19 protein-coding genes are annotated in these 14,663 nt (G+C 66.2%); 10 read left to right on the top strand and 9 right to left on the bottom strand.

Annotated features, from left to right (window positions below; genetic code table 11):
• Positions 1 to 58: 58 nt before the first annotated feature.
• Positions 59 to 460 carry an endonuclease domain-containing protein gene (locus tag BOS5A_RS02415; protein WP_151953632.1) on the top strand — a complete coding sequence of 134 codons (402 nt, stop codon included), beginning with the start codon at positions 59 to 61 and terminating at the stop codon, positions 458 to 460.
• Between the two features lie 21 nt (positions 461 to 481).
• Here BOS5A_RS02415 and BOS5A_RS02410 read toward each other — a convergent pair whose 3' ends face one another.
• Complete coding sequence (locus tag BOS5A_RS02410) at positions 482 to 754, bottom strand: GNAT family N-acetyltransferase (RefSeq protein ID WP_151953631.1); 273 nt, start codon at positions 752 to 754, stop codon at positions 482 to 484.
• Between the two features lie 29 nt (positions 755 to 783).
• On the opposite strand from BOS5A_RS02410, the gene recQ reads away from it, so the two are divergent.
• The 4 genes from recQ (at position 784) to BOS5A_RS02390 (ending at position 4,402) form a co-directional block, all read left to right on the top strand.
• Complete coding sequence (gene recQ / locus BOS5A_RS02405) at positions 784 to 2,553, top strand: DNA helicase RecQ (protein ID WP_151953630.1); 1,770 nt, start codon at positions 784 to 786, stop codon at positions 2,551 to 2,553.
• Entirely contained in the window at positions 2,550 to 2,975 is a 426-nt protein-coding gene (locus BOS5A_RS02400) for a TIGR01244 family sulfur transferase (RefSeq protein ID WP_151953629.1), read from the top strand. The genes recQ and BOS5A_RS02400 overlap by 4 nt, the downstream gene beginning before the upstream one ends.
• A gap of 127 nt (positions 2,976 to 3,102) precedes the next feature.
• Positions 3,103 to 3,498: a hypothetical protein gene (locus BOS5A_RS02395; RefSeq protein ID WP_151953628.1), complete on the top strand. Its 396-nt coding sequence runs from the start codon at positions 3,103 to 3,105 to the stop codon at positions 3,496 to 3,498.
• 10 nt (positions 3,499 to 3,508) lie between these two features.
• The gene (locus BOS5A_RS02390; RefSeq protein WP_151953627.1) at positions 3,509 to 4,402 is read left to right on the top strand and encodes a sterol desaturase family protein; all 894 of its coding nucleotides are present in this window, start codon (positions 3,509 to 3,511) and stop codon (positions 4,400 to 4,402) included.
• 191 nt (positions 4,403 to 4,593) lie between these two features.
• Here the strand turns inward: BOS5A_RS02390 and BOS5A_RS02385 are convergent, their stop codons facing one another.
• The 4 genes from BOS5A_RS02385 to BOS5A_RS02370 form a co-directional block, all read right to left on the bottom strand.
• A complete protein-coding gene (locus tag BOS5A_RS02385) occupies positions 4,594 to 5,928 on the bottom strand; it encodes an ammonium transporter (protein ID WP_442800495.1) in 1,335 nt (444 codons plus the stop codon).
• 38 nt (positions 5,929 to 5,966) lie between these two features.
• Entirely contained in the window at positions 5,967 to 6,305 is a 339-nt protein-coding gene (locus tag BOS5A_RS02380; protein ID WP_151953626.1) for a P-II family nitrogen regulator, read from the bottom strand.
• 145 nt (positions 6,306 to 6,450) lie between these two features.
• Positions 6,451 to 6,651 (bottom strand): putative signal transducing protein, encoded by a 201-nt coding sequence (locus BOS5A_RS02375; protein ID WP_151953625.1) that lies wholly within the window; start codon positions 6,649 to 6,651, stop codon positions 6,451 to 6,453.
• Positions 6,648 to 7,196 (bottom strand): pyridoxamine 5'-phosphate oxidase family protein, encoded by a 549-nt coding sequence (locus BOS5A_RS02370; protein ID WP_151953624.1) that lies wholly within the window; start codon positions 7,194 to 7,196, stop codon positions 6,648 to 6,650. Before BOS5A_RS02370 ends, BOS5A_RS02375 begins: the two co-directional genes overlap by 4 nt.
• A 47-nt stretch (positions 7,197 to 7,243) precedes the next feature.
• On the opposite strand from BOS5A_RS02370, the gene BOS5A_RS02365 reads away from it, so the two are divergent.
• Positions 7,244 to 7,489, top strand: a complete 246-nt coding sequence (locus BOS5A_RS02365; protein ID WP_151953623.1) for a type II toxin-antitoxin system CcdA family antitoxin — start codon at positions 7,244 to 7,246, stop codon at positions 7,487 to 7,489.
• Entirely contained in the window at positions 7,489 to 7,785 is a 297-nt protein-coding gene (locus BOS5A_RS02360) for a CcdB family protein (RefSeq protein ID WP_151953622.1), read from the top strand. Before BOS5A_RS02365 ends, BOS5A_RS02360 begins: the two co-directional genes overlap by 1 nt.
• Here the strand turns inward: BOS5A_RS02360 and tldD are convergent, their stop codons facing one another.
• The gene (tldD, locus tag BOS5A_RS02355) at positions 7,786 to 9,213 is read right to left on the bottom strand and encodes a metalloprotease TldD (RefSeq protein ID WP_442800505.1); all 1,428 of its coding nucleotides are present in this window, start codon (positions 9,211 to 9,213) and stop codon (positions 7,786 to 7,788) included.
• A 31-nt stretch (positions 9,214 to 9,244) separates the two neighbouring features.
• Positions 9,245 to 9,475, bottom strand: a complete 231-nt coding sequence (locus BOS5A_RS02350; protein WP_151953620.1) for a zinc-finger domain-containing protein — start codon at positions 9,473 to 9,475, stop codon at positions 9,245 to 9,247.
• Positions 9,476 to 9,552: 77 nt separating this feature from the next.
• Here BOS5A_RS02350 and BOS5A_RS02345 point away from each other — a divergent pair, with 77 nt between their 5' ends.
• Positions 9,553 to 10,479 carry an ABC transporter ATP-binding protein gene (locus BOS5A_RS02345; protein ID WP_151953619.1) on the top strand — a complete coding sequence of 309 codons (927 nt, stop codon included), beginning with the start codon at positions 9,553 to 9,555 and terminating at the stop codon, positions 10,477 to 10,479.
• A gap of 288 nt (positions 10,480 to 10,767) precedes the next feature.
• On the opposite strand, the gene BOS5A_RS02340 is transcribed toward BOS5A_RS02345, so the two are convergent.
• Positions 10,768 to 11,178 (bottom strand): ester cyclase, encoded by a 411-nt coding sequence (locus BOS5A_RS02340; RefSeq protein ID WP_151953618.1) that lies wholly within the window; start codon positions 11,176 to 11,178, stop codon positions 10,768 to 10,770.
• A gap of 63 nt (positions 11,179 to 11,241) precedes the next feature.
• The gene (locus BOS5A_RS02335; protein ID WP_199857175.1) at positions 11,242 to 11,418 is read right to left on the bottom strand and encodes a hypothetical protein; all 177 of its coding nucleotides are present in this window, start codon (positions 11,416 to 11,418) and stop codon (positions 11,242 to 11,244) included.
• 286 nt (positions 11,419 to 11,704) lie between these two features.
• Between BOS5A_RS02335 and nadB the strand changes: the two genes are divergently transcribed.
• Both nadB and BOS5A_RS02325 read left to right on the top strand, forming a co-directional pair.
• Positions 11,705 to 13,294 (top strand): L-aspartate oxidase, encoded by a 1,590-nt coding sequence (nadB, locus tag BOS5A_RS02330; protein ID WP_151953617.1) that lies wholly within the window; start codon positions 11,705 to 11,707, stop codon positions 13,292 to 13,294.
• A gap of 128 nt (positions 13,295 to 13,422) precedes the next feature.
• Positions 13,423 to 14,574: a serine hydrolase gene (locus BOS5A_RS02325; protein ID WP_151953616.1), complete on the top strand. Its 1,152-nt coding sequence runs from the start codon at positions 13,423 to 13,425 to the stop codon at positions 14,572 to 14,574.
• Positions 14,575 to 14,663: the final 89 nt, after the last annotated feature.

The following is a 14,663-nucleotide window of genomic DNA, read 5'->3' as shown; positions in this document are numbered from 1 at the left end:
TCTTCATCCTCCCCATGTTTTGCATGGGGAGGGGGACCGCCGAAGGCGGTGGAGGGGAATGGCGAGACGGCGCACGATAGAACAGGCCCGTAGATTGCGCCGGACAATGAGCGCGCCCGAAGTCCGCTTGTGGTCAGCCCTGCGGATGAGACCTCAGGGCACGCGTTTCCGCCGCCAGCATCCGCTGGGCCCTTTCATCCTCGACTTCTATTGCGCGCAGGCCCGGCTCGCGATCGAGATTGACGGGATGGCGCATGACATGGGGGACCGTCCCGAGCGAGACCAGGTTCGGGATCGCCGGCTCGCTGAACAGGGTATCGTAACGCTGCGTTTTCCCGCTTTTCAGGTGATGGCTGATCTGGACGGCGTCGTCGCGCACATCTTGCAGCACTGCGCCCCTCCCCTCCACCATCCTGCGGATGGTCCCCCTCCCCATGCAACGCATGGGGAGGACGGTTGAACGCAACCAGCCGTTGGCCCATCACCCCACCAGATCGCGATATTCCGGATGGCGATCGATATACGCTGCGACGAAGGGGCATTGCGCCACGACCGTCAGCCCCTGATCGCGCGCCGACTCTAACGCGGCGCGGATCAGTTTCGAGCCGATGCCCTTTCCTTCGATCGCCTTTGGCACGAGCGTATGGGTGAAGACGATCCGGTCGCCCTCGCGCTGATAGTCCGCGACCGCGCGGTGGCCGCGGACGTCGAGTTCGAATTCCTGTTCGGCCCTGTTGTCGCGCACCTGTTCCATGGCAGCGCCTTATCGCTATAGCCCCGGCCATGTCACGCGATCCCGTATCCGTCCTCCAGTCGCTGTTCGGCTTTCCCGATTTCCGCGGTGTCCAGCGCCAGGTGGTGGATCGCGTTCTGGCGGGGGAGCGGACGCTGGCGGTGATGCCGACCGGCGCGGGCAAGTCGCTCTGCTATCAGCTGCCGGCAGTGATGCTGGAGGGTTGCTGCGTCGTCGTCTCTCCGCTCATCGCGCTGATGCATGACCAGCTGCGCGCCGCAGAAGCGGTCGGCATCCGCGCCGCCACCCTGACCTCGGTCGACCAGAACCAGGCGGAAACCCGCGATCGGTTCCGGTCGGGCCAGCTCGATCTGCTCTATGTCGCCCCCGAGCGGGCGTCGGGGCAAGGCTTTCGCGACCTGCTCGCCAGCGCGCCGCTGTCGCTTTTTGCGATCGACGAGGCACACTGCGTCTCGGAATGGGGCCATGACTTCCGTCCCGACTACCGCCTGCTCCGCCCGCTGCTCGATACGTTCGGCGATGTCCCCCGGCTTGCGCTGACCGCGACCGCGGACGCGCACACTCGCGCCGACATTCTCGAACAGCTCGGCATCCCGCGCGAAGGGCTGATCGTCGCGGGGTTCGACCGGCCCAATATCCGCTACATGATCTCCCCGCGCGACAACACAGCGCGCCAGATCGCCGATGTGATCGCGGAGCAGCCCGGACCCGGCATCGTCTACGCGCAGACCCGCGCCGCGACCGAGAAGCTCGCCGAGGCGTTGGCGAAGACCGGCCGCCCGACCCGCGCCTACCACGCCGGGCTCGACCCGGCGGTGCGCGCGCGCAACCAGCGCGATTTCGTCGCGTCCGAAGACATGGTGATCTGCGCGACGGTCGCGTTCGGGATGGGGATCGACAAGCCCGATGTCCGCTTCGTCGCGCATGCCGGGATGCCGAAGTCGATCGAGGGCTATTACCAGGAAACCGGCCGCGCCGGGCGCGACGGCGATCCCGCGATCGCGCATCTGTTCTGGGGCGCGGACGATTTCGCGCGCGCACGCCAGCGGATCGGCGAGGTCGAGCCGCACCGGCAACATGGCGAGCGCACGCGGCTCGCGGCACTCGGCGCGCTGGTCGAAACCGCGGGGTGCCGGCGGCAAATTCTCCTCAAGCATTTCGGCGAGGACCCGCCCGCGACGTGCGGCAATTGCGACAATTGCCTCAATCCGCCCGCCGCGATCGACGCGACCGAGACTGCGAAAAAATACCTTTCCGCCGTCTTCCGCACCGGGCAGATGTTCGGCAGCGGTTATGTCGAGAGCGTGCTAACCGGGCAATCCACCGAGCGCAGTCTGATGAACGGTCATGAGGCGCTCTCCGTATGGGGGATCGTCGATGGCGAGGAGGCGGCGCTGATCAAGCCGGTCGGCCGCGCGCTGCTCTTGAAGGACGCGCTCCGCACCAACGCGCATGGCGGGCTCGAGTTCGGCCCCGGCGCACGCGCGATCCTGAAAGGCGGCGAGGCCGTATCGCTCGTCGTGCCGCCCAAGCGCGAGCGGCGGCGTGGTGGCAGAGGCAGCGACACGCCCAACCCGATCGGCAATCCGCTTTTCGAGGCGCTGCGCGCGCGCCGCCGCGAACTGGCGCAGGAGGGCAATGTGCCGCCCTATGTCATTTTCCACGATTCCGTCCTGCGCGACATGGCCGAACGCCGCCCCGACACACGCGCCGCGATGGGGCGCATTTCCGGGGTGGGCGAGCGCAAGCTGGAGGCTTATGGCGACGCCTTTCTAGCCGTCATCCGCGAGGCCGCATGATCCGCCCCATCAACGAATCCGTCGCAGTCGCGCCGCAGATCGCGCCCGAGGACATCGCCGCGATCAAGGCCGCGGGCTATGTCGCGATCGTCAACAACCGCCCCGACGGCGAGGAAGCGGGCCAGCCCAAGGGCGAGGCGATCCGTGCCGCCGCGGAGACCGCAGGACTCGGCTATACAGCGATTCCTGTGACGCAGGCGGGGTTCAGCCATCCGCAGCTCGATGCGATGGCCGCCGCGCTGGTGGCCGCCGACGGCCCGGTGCTCGCCTATTGCCGCTCGGGCACGCGGTCGTGCAATCTCTGGGCGCTCGCTGCCGCCAAGGCCGGGCGCGATCCCGACCTCCTCACCGCGCAGGCCGCCGCCGCCGGCTATGACCTCAGCGGCATCCGTCCCATGCTCGACGCGCTTGCGAGCGCTTGAAGAATGCGCCTGAACCGTTTGTGCTGAGCGAAGTCGAAGCACCGTGCCTGGCGCTTGCCCTTCGACTTCGCTCAGGGCGAACGGAAGGCGGATCGGATTGTTACTGCCCGCTTTCGAGGATTGGTGAATGAACTGGCTGATATTCGGCGGGTCGCTCGCCGCGATTCTGATCCTGACCGGTATCGCGTGGGCGCTTCGCCTCGGCCGCGGCACCGCGCGCATCGATGAGCCCGAGGACGCGATCCGCGAGGCGGATGCAGCCATCGCAGGTTTTCGCGGAGAAAGCGCGATCGTCGGCACGGACGGACAGGCGGCGCTCGTGGTGGACGGACGCGGCCGGGTCGTCGCGCTGAAGGTGCACGGCGCGCGGATCGCGGTGCGCGAGATCATCTGGCAGAAGGTGCGCGCGGTCCCGGCCGGGATGATGATCGACACCGGCGAACGCCGCTTTGGATCGGTACTCCTCGCCGGCGTCACCGCGCTCCACATTCGCCAACTGGCGCCACAACTGACAGCGGTGTAAGCAGAGCCTCATGGAGAGGCTGCCAGATCCGGTGAACCTTGCGGTCCCGGTGTTCGTCCTGCTCGTGCTCGCGGAGATGATCGTCGCGGCGATCAAGGACCGCACGCGCTATGAACCGCGTGATACGCTGACCAGTCTCGCGCTGGGGCTCGGCAGCACGGTTGCGGGGGTCCTGTCGGCGGGGGCGGTGTTCGCGCTGGCGACATGGGTGTGGCAATTCCGCCTCTTCGACATCGGCTATGCGTGGTACTGGTTCGTCGTCGCTTTCGTCATCGACGACTTCGCCTATTACGTCTTCCACCGATCGGCGCACCGGGTGCGGTGGTTCTGGGCGAGCCACGTCATCCATCATTCGAGCCAGCACTATAATCTGAGCACCGCGCTGCGGCAGACATGGACGGCGTTTTTCAGCCTCGCCTTCCTATTCCGTCTGCCGCTGTTCCTGATCGGCTTCCCACCGGCGATGGTCTTCTTCGTGGCGGGTGTGAATCTCATCTACCAGTTCTGGATTCACACCGAGGTGATCGGCCGCTGCCCGCGCTGGTTCGAGGCGGTGATGAACACGCCGTCGCACCACCGCGTCCACCACGCGACCAATGCGCGCTATCTCGACCGAAACTATGCCGGCGTGTTCATCGTTTGGGATCGGATGTTCGGCACCTTCGAGCTCGAGCGCGACGACGACCGCCCGCGCTACGGGATCGTGCACCAGTTGGGCAGCTTCAACCTGCTTTGGGCAGCGACGCACGAATGGATCGGGATTGCGCGCGACGTTTGGACGGCGCCGTGGCGGGCGAAACTGGGGTATCTCTGGCGCCCGCCTGGCTGGAGCCACGACGGCAGCCGCGAGACGAGCGAGACGATCCGGGAGAAGTGGACTGTGCGGGACGGACGCGCTCCATAAATCGTCGCCCCTGCGAAGGCAGGGGCCCATGTCTGCTGATGGGACACACAACCGAGAGACATAGATCCCAGCCTTCGCTGGGATGACGATCCGAGGCGGAACGCAAAAAAACCCCGGCACTTTCGCGCCGGGGCTGAGGTCGTCCGCAGGAGGAACCCCTTTGTGACGCGGGGCACAGCCCCCGCGCCCGATCAGTTATAGGCGCGCTCGCCATGCTCGCCGAGGTCGAGGCCTTCGCGCTCGACGTCGGTGGAGACGCGCAGGCCGGTGACCGCCTTGGCGGCATAGATCGCGATGCCGGTTCCGACCGCGGCCCAGACGATCGTCGTCGCGACGGTCGCGAGCTGGGTGACGATCTGGTGCCCCATGTCGAAATCGGGCTTGCCGGGGCCGCCGAGCGACGGCGCATAGACGATGCCGGTCCCGATCGCGCCGATCATGCCGCCGATGCCGTGGATGCCGAAGGCGTCGAGCGCGTCGTCATAGCCGAGCCGGGGCTTGAGCACCGACACCGCATAATAGCATACGACCGAGGCGACGGCGCCGAGGACGATCGCGCCGAACGGCCCGGAATTGCCCGCCGCCGGGGTCACCGCGACTAGGCCCGCGATAATGCCCGAGCAGAAACCGAGGGCGGAGCCCTTGTGGCCATTGACCCGCTCGATCAGCATCCAGAACAGCCCCGCCGATGCGGTGGCGACAAAGGTGTTGATCATCGCGAGCGCCGCCGATCCGTTGGCCTCCAGCGCGGAGCCTGCGTTGAAGCCGAACCAGCCGACCCAGAGCAACCCGGTGCCAACCCCCGTCATGGTCAGCGAATGCGGCACGATCCGCTCGGTCGGGTAGCCGATCCGCTTGCCGAGGATGAGCGCTGCCACCAGCGCCGAGACGCCGGCATTGATGTGAACGACGGTGCCGCCCGCGAAATCGAGCGCGCCCATCTTGAAGAACAGCCCGCCCGATGCCCAGACCATATGCGCGATGGGGAAGTAGACGATCGTCAGCCAGACGGCGCCGAACACCATCACCGCCGAGAACTTCATCCGCTCGACGACCGACCCCAGCACCAGCGCGACGGTGATCGCGGCAAAGGTCATCTGGAAGCAGACGAAGACATATTCGGGAATCGCGACCCCGGCGGTGAAGGTCGCCGCGGTCGAATCCGGCGTGATGCCGTGGAGGAACGCCTTGCCGAAGCCTGAGATGAAGTTCCCGCCCCCGTCGCCGAACGCCATCGTATAGCCCCACATCACCCAGATCAGCATCGCGAGCGCCGCGACCGCACCGATCTGGGTCATGGTGGAGAGCATGTTCTTCGCGCGGGTGAGGCCGCCGTAGAACAGCGCAAGGCCCGGCACGATCATCATCAAGACGAGGATGGTGGAGGTCATCATCCAGGCCGTATCGCCCTTGTTGACGGTCGGCGGCGGCGTGGCCGCGGCGGCGTCCTGCGCCCAGGCCGGCAGCGCGGCGAACAGCACGAAGCCCACACTGGCGAGGCTCACGGATTTCGAAAGCGTCATCATTCCCCCTTCCCTCACAGCCCCAGGCACGTTCGCGCCGCTCACAGGGCAGTCTGATCGGTTTCGCCGGTGCGGATGCGCACCGCCTGCCCGACGTCGAGCACGAAGATTTTGCCGTCGCCGATTGCTCCGGTGTTGGCGGAGGCCTGGATCGCCTCGACCACGCGGTCTGAGAGGTCGGTCGCGCAGACGATCTCGATCTTGATCTTGGGCACCATGTTGGTGCTGTATTCGGCACCGCGGTAGATTTCGGTCTGGCCCTTCTGGCGACCGAAGCCCTTGACCTCGCTGACCGTCATGCCCTGGACGCCGACCCCGGTAAGCGCCTCGCGCACTTCGTCGAGCTTGAACGGTTTGATGATGGCGATGACCAGCTTCACCCGAGCCCCCTTGCAGATTGTTCCGGGGAACGGCTTCGCAACGAGCGTGCCAAGTGAATAAAGTCTTACGTTACCAACGTTCGCGACATCAGATCATTACGTGAAACGATCGGTTTTTGTGCAAATGCGAACAGATGCCTTTTTTTCAGGCAGCGCCAGCGATCGCCTGGGCCGCGGCTAGATTCTCTTCATCGACCATCACGCGTACCGGGATCAGCAGCCAGCTGCCGTCCGCGATGCTCGCACCGCCATCGAAGGCAAAGGCGGGTATGCCCTCGCTCTCCAGCTTGCCGACAAGGATGTTGGCGAGGTTGCGATCGTAGCGGCCAAGTTCGACGAGGCTCATGCGGGAATCACCGTCTGAACCCGCACCGGCAGCCCGTCGATGCTCCGCGTCCGGCTGGCGATCTTTTCCAGATAGGCACCCGGATCGGACTGCGCATGATATCTGGCCAGGGTCGCGCGTTCCTTTTCCAGTGTCATTCGCGGCACACCCCAGCCGCAACTCGTTTGCACGCTCTCGATCGCAATCGTGAACACCTGCCGCCGACCGGGATAATCGGGAAAATGCACCGCGAGCGCGTCGAACCCCGCCTCACCCGCAACCGTGAAGGTGCCACGGCCGTAAAGGCGAAGGATCAGCGCAGGATTGTCGAAGGCGCAAAACATGACGGTGATCCGCCCGTCTGCCGCTAGATGCGCCTGCGTCTCGTTCCCCGACCCGCCGAGATCGAGATAGGCAACGGTGTTCGCATCGAGCACGCGGAACGTGTCCATGCCCTTGGGACTGAGGTTAATCCGCGCGCCATCCGCGGCGGTCGCGACGAAAAACACCGGCTGCCGAGCGATAAAGGCGCAGTGATCGTCGGTGAGCTGGTCGAAGAATTCCATCCGAAGCTCCGATTGACGCGCATCTACAATGCGCATAGATTTGCTCCATGAAGCATGGTAGCATGTCTTCCGGCAAGAGGAAGCCGGTCAACGTCTCGCTCGATACCGGAATCGTGCAGGCGGCGCGCGCGGTGGGCATCAACCTCTCGCAGGTCAGCGAAGCGGCGCTCCGCGAAGCGACCCGAGCGGCTCAGACCCAGCGCTGGAAGGAAGAAAATCGCGAACGGATCGAAGCGCATAACCGCTGGATCGAGGAGAACGGGATTCCGCTCGCGGGCCTTCACGTTCTTTGATGGCGCAATTCGATGTGCATCTGATCGCCGGCCACGGTTATGTCGTCGATTGCCAAAGCGACCTCCTAAACGATCTGCGTTCGCGCGTCGTGGCGCCCCTACGCGATCCGGATGAGCCGACGGTCTGGCAATCGCGGCTCAACCCCGAAGTCACGATCGACGGAACGCGTTACCGCGTCGCAGCGCAATTCCTGCGGTCGGTCGATCGCCGCCAGCTTGGCCGACCCGTGGCATCGTTGGCCGCGCACGAATGGGACATCAAAGCCGCGCTCGACATGCTGATCAGCGGCTACTGATCAAGCCGCTGTCCCGCCCACCGTAATCCCGCTCACCAGCATCGTCGGCTGCCCGACCCCCGCGGGCACCGATTGCCCGCCCTTGCCGCAAACGCCGATCCCTTCGTCCAGCGCGAAATCGTTGCCGATGCCGGTCACCTTGGTCAGCACGCTCGGCCCGTCGCCGATCAGCGTCGCGCCCTTGATCGGCGCGCCCAATTTGCCGTTCTCGATCATGTACGCTTCAGTGCAACTGAACACGAACTTTCCCGAGACGATATCGACTTGCCCGCCGCCGAACGACTTGGCGAAGATGCCGCGCTTCACGCGGGACATCAACTCGGCCGGATCGTCTTGGCCAGCCCGCATGAAGGTATTGGTCATTCGCGGCATCGGCGCGTGCGCGAAACTCTCACGCCTCCCGTTGCCGGTCGGCTCGACCCCCATCAGCCGCGCGTTCAGGCGGTCCTGCATGTAGCCCTTGAGGATGCCGTCCTCGATCAGGACATTCTCCTGCGTCGGCGTGCCCTCGTCGTCGATCGACAGCGACCCGCGCCGGTCGGCGATCGAGCCGTCGTCCACCACCGTCACCCCCGGCGCCGCGACCCGCTCGCCGATGCGACCCGAAAAGGCGGAGGTGCCCTTCCTGTTGAAATCGCCCTCCAGCCCGTGGCCGATCGCCTCGTGCAAGATGATCCCCGGCCAGCCCGCGCTCAGCAGCACCGTCATCTCGCCCGCGGGCGCATCGATCGATTCGAGGTTCACCAGCGCCTGTGCCAGCGCCTCGTCGATCGCGCGGTTCCAGGTTTCGGGCTGGAACAGCCGGTCGTAGAGATAGCGCCCGCCCATCCCGAACGTCCCCGTCTCGCGCCGGCCGTTCTGCTCGACGACGATCTGGACATTCAGGCGCACCAGCGGCCGCACGTCGGTCGCGACGAAGCCGTCGGCGCGGACGATCTCGACGACGCCCCACGTCCCCGACAGCCCGACCGAGACCTGTGCCACACGGCTGTCGCGCGCGCGCGCGGCGGCGTCGATCGTCTGGCACAGGTTCACCTTGTCGGAAAAAGGCACGAGGTCGAGCGGATCGGCGTCGGTATAGAGATGCCGGTTGGTGCTGCGCGGGCGCGGCGCCTTCGCCGCCTCAGACGGATCGATGAGCGCCATCGTCTCCGCCGCCCGCTTGATCGCCGCCGGGGACAGCTCGTTGGCGTGCGCGAAGGCGGTCATCTCGCCCGACACGGCGCGGAGACCGAAGCCCGAATGCGTATCGTAGCTCGCGGTCTTCAGCCTCCCGTCATCGAAGCCAAACGCCTCCGACTTGCGGTATTGCAGATACAACTCGCCGTCGTCCGCCTTGTCGAGCGCCTTGGCGGTCAGCGCCTGCGCGGTCTCGGGGTCGAGCGCATCGCGGTAGAGGAAGTGGCGGGGATCGGCGGACGAAGGCAGCGGGCTGGTCATGCGCCCGAATATAGGGGGCTCAGCGGCCCGCGCCATCCCCGTGATCGGGGAGCGTCGCCTGATCCGCGCCGTCCGCCGGGCCGCCGATCAGGATGAAGCGCCGGTCGCAATAACCGCAATCGGTGTAGCCGGTCTCGTCGATCTCCAGCCAGACTCGCGGATGGCCGAGCGCGGCAGGGATGCCGTCCTGCGCGCCGTCACAGGCGACGCGGCGGTGGGAGACGCGGGTGGTTTCGGGCGGCGGGACCATGCGCGGCCGATAGCGTGGTGGTCGCGCGTGCGCAATCGCGGGTTGAGGCGAGCGGCGCCGAAGCCTATCGCGCACCCATGACCGAAGCCGCCATCGCGATCGCCGACCTCTGCAAGACCTATCAGGGCGGCAAGCGCGCGCTTTACGGGGTGACGTTCGACGTCCCCCGCGGCCAGATCTTCGGCCTGCTCGGGCCGAACGGCGCGGGCAAGTCGACCCTCATCAACATCCTCGCGGGCCTCGTGAACAAGACGAGCGGCAGCGCGTCGATCTGGGGCTTCGACATCGACCAGCACCCCCGCAACGCCAAGGCGTCGATCGGCATCGTCAACCAGGAAATCCTCTTCGATCCCTTCTTCACCCCGTTCGAGACGCTGGAGATCCAGGCCGGCCTCTACGGCGTGCCCAAGGCCGCCCGCCGCAGCCTCGAACTGCTGCGCGCGGTGCACCTGGAGGACAAGGCGAACGCCTATGCCCGCACGCTGTCGGGCGGCATGAAGCGTCGGCTGATGGTGGCGAAGGCGATGGTCCACTCGCCGCCCGTCCTCGTCCTCGACGAGCCGACCGCGGGCGTGGATATCGAGCTGCGCCAGCAACTGTGGACCTATGTCCGCTCTCTCAACGAAGCCGGGGTCACGGTGGTGCTGACGACGCACTATCTCGAGGAGGCCGAGCAGCTGTGCGACCGGATCGCGATCATCAACCACGGCCGAGTCATCGCCAACGAACCGACCCGCGATCTCGTCGGCAAGGCGCAGGAAAAGATCGTCGCCGTCACCGTCGACCGGGATGTCGCAGCCGTGCCGCAGGCGGCGTGCTTCCAGAAGATCACGCTGAAGGGCGAGCGGACGCTGGAGATCACCTACGCCAAGGACAAGGTGAACGCCGGCGAAGTCCTCGCCGCGGTGCAGGCGGACGGGTTCGGAATCGTCGACGTGTCGACGAAGGAAGCCGATCTGGAGGACGTGTTCCTCAGCCTGACGCGCGCAGCGAATGCTGCCTAAGCCTTCGCCTTTCCGAGTATTGGCGTAAGCATATATCGAACGTCACCGCGCGGCCTGGCGCGGGCTTGCCAGCGTCCGCCTGCCAAGCGTTCATCAGCCGATCGCCGTCGCCAGACTCGTTGCCAATCTCGCCGCGCCGAACCCGCTCGCGCTCGCGCCATTCATGCGGACGTGTTCGGGCTTGATACGCCCTTCGAGATGGGCTGGATCGCGTTTCTGAGCAACGCACGACCCGGACGATCGAGCGGCATACCGCCCAGGAGGGAGGCTCTGGCACGGATTTGCCCGTCATTTTTTCAACTGCGCGAGCACGGTCTGCAGCGTGTTCAGTCCCCAATGTTCGGCATAGCGCCCGTTGGCAATGCGAACGATGTCGATGACGTCGATCGCGACCGCCCGTCCCGAGGCTTCCACACCCATCAAAGTGCCGTGATGGATGCCGGTGATCGTTTTTCGGGTGGTGACCTTATCGCCCTCGGCGATCTGGTCGTGAATCGCTACCGACAGGTTGGCCAATGCGGGACGCAGGACATTCTCGAACGTATTCCACATGCTTTCCGGCCCGTTCGGTGCACCCTCCGGGGCCGATCGATTGACAAAATCCGGATCGATCAACGCCTCGAACGAAGTCCGATCGCCCTTGACGATGACCTCTTCGTTGAATCGTGTCACAACGGCCTTGATGACATCAGACGACATTGAAACCTCCTTGCCGCGCACTCGATCCGAATAAGTGCATCGCAGCGGTGTAGATCAAGCCGATCACTTCGCGTCCGCCAATTGCTGCGATCGGCGCTCCAGCCGAACCGCCTCGTCGATCAGTTCCGCGCTATGCGCCGCGTCGCGTTCGCGCACCGCGAGCGTGATGCAGTTGGCGGCTTCGCGGTGGAGGCGGGCGGCGCGATCGCGGTTGCGGTCGGCCTTGGTCGGGAACATCATGGGATCGGGAACGTCAAGTGGACAGGATACTTACGGGTCCGCAAATGCCCGCCGCCGCAAAGTGTTCCGTTCGCCTCGTCGCAAAGCGCCGGACCGCCATGTGGCTTCGCCGATCGTCCGTATCGCTGTAGGTCTGTCCTACAGCACCACAACCGTGCCAAAGACGGCTCATGTCCCGTTCCGATCTCCGCACCCGTTTCGCCGCCTCCGACGTTGCCCATCTGCACGGCTGGGATGACGCAATGGCACCTCTCCACTTTCTCCACTTGATGCGCCGGAACGCGCGATGAGTGGCGCGCGGACGAGCGATGTCCTGATCGTCGGATCGGGCGCGGCGGGCCTGACGGCCGCGCTGAACCTCGCCGATCGCTTCCGCGTGACCGTGCTCGCCAAGGGTGCCCTTAACGAAGGATCGACCGCCTGGGCGCAGGGCGGGATCGCCGCGGTGCTGGAGCCGGGCGACACGTTCGAGAGCCATATCGAGGATACGATGATCGCGGGCGCGGGGCTGAACGACCGCGCGATCGTCGAGTTCGTCGTCGAGGGCGCGCCGGCGGCAATCGCGCGATTGCAGGAGCTTGGCGTGCCCTTTGCCGAGGAGGAAGGCACGCTTCATCTGACGCGCGAGGGCGGGCATAGCCACCGCCGTATCGTCCATGTCGCCGATGCGACGGGCTGGGCGGTGCAGGAGGCGCTGCAGAAGGCAGCCGAGGCGCACCCCAACATCACCCTCGTCCCCGATCAGGTCGCGATCGACCTCGCCACCTCGCGCCATGAGGAACGCTATTCGGGCGCGGGCAATGTCTGGGGCGTCTACGCCGTCGATCGCGCGACCGATCGGGTCAACCTCTACACCGCGCGCGCGACGATTTTGGCGACAGGCGGGGCCGGACGAACCTATCTGTTCTCCACCGCGCCGCGCGGTGCGACCGGGGACGGGATCGCGATGGCCTGGCGCGCCGGCGCGCGGGTATCGAACATGGAATTCATGCAGTTCCACCCGACCTGCCTCTACAATCTGGAGGTCAAGAACTTCCTGATCACCGAGGCGGTGCGCGGCGAGGGCGGGCGGCTGATCAACCCGACGACGGGCCGGCGCTTCATGCCCGATTACGATCCCGAGCGGCTGGAGCTTGCCCCGCGCGATGTCGTCGCGCGCGCGATCGATGCGGAGATCAAGCGCGATGGTCTGGACTATGTCCATCTCGACATCAGCCACCAGCCGCCCGAGTTCGTGAAGGCGCACTTCCCCAACATCTACGAAAAGCTGATGGGTCTCGGCATCGACATGACGAAGGAGCCGATCCCGGTCGTGCCGGCGCAGCATTACACCTGCGGCGGGGTGATGATCGATCGCGCCGGCCGCACCGACCTGCCGGGGCTGTATGCGGCGGGCGAATGCACCCAGTCGGGGCTGCACGGCGCCAACCGGCTGGCGAGCAACTCGCTGCTCGAATGCTTCGTCTTCGGCGAAGCGGCGGCGCGGAGTATCGCCGCCGCCTGGGACAGCCTGCCGCCGCCGCCCGCGATCCGCGCCTGGGACGAAAGCCGCGTCACCGATTCCGACGAAGAGGTGGTCATCAAGCAGACCTGGACCGAAATCCGCCGCTTCATGTGGAATTATGTCGGCATCGTCCGCACGACGAAGCGGCTGGAGCGTGCGCAGCACCGCATCACGCTGCTGACCAGGGAAGTGGAGGAGTATTACGGTCATTTCCGCGTGACCCCGGACCTGATCGAGCTGAGGAATTTGCTGCAGACCGCGGACCTGATCGTGCGATCGGCGCTCCACAGGCATGAAAGCCGCGGCCTGCATTACACGCTCGACTGGCCACAGACGCTCCCCGAAGCGATCGACACGGTCCTCGTTCCGTAGAAATGGCGGAATCGCGGGGAATCCGCCGTGTGTCAGGCGCGGTTCATCGCGATTGCGCTACGGACCTGTTCCTAATGACGAATTCTCGCGTAGGATTCCGCCGGATAGGGGCGGGACATCGAAACGACATGAAGTATCCGGGTTTGCGTAGCGTCGTCGCGCTGGCTGGCATGATCGCGGGCGCGGTTTCGATCGCTGCGTGCGGTCAGACGTCAGCCGCGCCGAGCGGCGTCGCGCGCGCGCCCTTGCAGCCGCCGGGCTATGTCGTCGCCGTTCCGGTCCCCCAGGTCATGACCAGCCCCGTCGTCCGCCCGCCCCAGCAACTGGCCGATCGTGTCTCGAACCTCATCCGCGCGTTCGGTGGCAAGGCCGGCGTCGGCATCCGCGCGGTCGATGAAGGCTGGACGGTCGAGGCCGGCGGCCGCCAGCGGCTACCGCAGCAGAGCGTCAGCAAGCTGTGGGTCGCGATCACCCTGCTCGACCAGCGCGACCGGGGCCTTGTGCGGATGGACGACCCGATCGTCGTCCGGACGCAGGACCTGACGCTGTTCCACCAGCCCATCGCCGCGCTCGTGAAGGGCGACGGCTACCATACGACCGTCGGCGAGCTGATGCGCCGCGCGCTGACGATGAGCGACAACACGGCGAACGACCGGCTACTGTCGCTTGTCGGCGGGCCGATGGCGGTGCGCGAGATGATCGCTGCCAAGCAACTGGGCGATATCCGCTTCGGTCCCGGCGAGCGGCTGTTGCAGAGCTATACCGCGGGCGTCACCTGGAACCAGGCGATGGCGATGGGTCGCGGTTTCGAGGCGGCACGCGCGCGGCTCGACCCGGCTGTCCGCCGCGCCGCGTTCGAACGCTATGTCGCCGATCCGATCGACGGCGCCGCGCCGCTGGCGATCGCCGATGCGCTGGCCCGGCTCGCGCGGGGCGAATTGCTGAGCGAAACCTCGACCCGGCTGCTGCTGGACACGATGGCCGCCTCGCACACCGGTCGCGCGCGATTGCGCGCTGTCGTCCCCACCGACTGGCAGATCGCGCACAAGACCGGGACGGGGCAGGAGCTCGGCAGCCGCAATGCCGGGCTGAACGATGTCGGGCTGCTCACCGCCCCGGACGGTCGCCGCTATGCCGTCGCGGTGATGATCGGCGACACGACCCACACCATGCGCGAGCGCCAGCAGCTGATCCAGGCGGTCGGCGCGGCGCTCATTGGTGGCCATGCGTTGTCGCCTACGATGGCGGCGACCAGTGGCGACGAAGAGGCGGGTTCGTAGGTCCCTCGCGGCCTTCCAAGGAAGGTATCGAGCGCGCGCATCAATGTGGCATGGCGCTTAGCCTCTTGCCAACAGGCCGGATGACGCCG

The organism is Sphingomonas sp. EC-HK361 (assembly GCF_902498785.1).
In the GTDB taxonomy this organism is placed as follows: domain Bacteria; phylum Pseudomonadota; class Alphaproteobacteria; order Sphingomonadales; family Sphingomonadaceae; genus Sphingomonas.
This window is presented reverse-complemented; position numbering and strand designations above follow the sequence as displayed.

Bases quoted from the DNA above. Each gene is read 5' to 3' on its own strand.
- BOS5A_RS02325 (WP_151953616.1), top strand. From the start codon at position 13,423: ATGAAGTATCCGGGTTTGCGTAGCGTCGTCGCGCTGGCTGGCATGATC.
- BOS5A_RS02390 (WP_151953627.1), top strand. From the start codon at position 3,509: ATGGAGAGGCTGCCAGATCCGGTGAACCTTGCGGTCCCGGTGTTCGTC.
- BOS5A_RS02385 (WP_442800495.1), bottom strand. From the start codon at position 5,928: ATGATGACGCTTTCGAAATCCGTGAGCCTCGCCAGTGTGGGCTTCGTG.
- BOS5A_RS02410 (WP_151953631.1), bottom strand. From the start codon at position 754: ATGGAACAGGTGCGCGACAACAGGGCCGAACAGGAATTCGAACTCGAC.
- BOS5A_RS02375 (WP_151953625.1), bottom strand. From the start codon at position 6,651: ATGAGCCTCGTCGAACTTGGCCGCTACGATCGCAACCTCGCCAACATC.
- BOS5A_RS02370 (WP_151953624.1), bottom strand. From the start codon at position 7,196: ATGGAATTCTTCGACCAGCTCACCGACGATCACTGCGCCTTTATCGCT.
- BOS5A_RS02395 (WP_151953628.1), top strand. From the start codon at position 3,103: ATGAACTGGCTGATATTCGGCGGGTCGCTCGCCGCGATTCTGATCCTG.
- BOS5A_RS02335 (WP_199857175.1), bottom strand. From the start codon at position 11,418: ATGATGTTCCCGACCAAGGCCGACCGCAACCGCGATCGCGCCGCCCGC.
- BOS5A_RS02340 (WP_151953618.1), bottom strand. From the start codon at position 11,178: ATGTCGTCTGATGTCATCAAGGCCGTTGTGACACGATTCAACGAAGAG.
- BOS5A_RS02365 (WP_151953623.1), top strand. From the start codon at position 7,244: ATGAAGCATGGTAGCATGTCTTCCGGCAAGAGGAAGCCGGTCAACGTC.
- BOS5A_RS02345 (WP_151953619.1), top strand. From the start codon at position 9,553: ATGACCGAAGCCGCCATCGCGATCGCCGACCTCTGCAAGACCTATCAG.
- nadB (WP_151953617.1), top strand. From the start codon at position 11,705: ATGAGTGGCGCGCGGACGAGCGATGTCCTGATCGTCGGATCGGGCGCG.
- BOS5A_RS02415 (WP_151953632.1), top strand. From the start codon at position 59: ATGGCGAGACGGCGCACGATAGAACAGGCCCGTAGATTGCGCCGGACA.
- BOS5A_RS02350 (WP_151953620.1), bottom strand. From the start codon at position 9,475: ATGGTCCCGCCGCCCGAAACCACCCGCGTCTCCCACCGCCGCGTCGCC.
- BOS5A_RS02400 (WP_151953629.1), top strand. From the start codon at position 2,550: ATGATCCGCCCCATCAACGAATCCGTCGCAGTCGCGCCGCAGATCGCG.
- recQ (WP_151953630.1), top strand. From the start codon at position 784: ATGTCACGCGATCCCGTATCCGTCCTCCAGTCGCTGTTCGGCTTTCCC.
- BOS5A_RS02360 (WP_151953622.1), top strand. From the start codon at position 7,489: ATGGCGCAATTCGATGTGCATCTGATCGCCGGCCACGGTTATGTCGTC.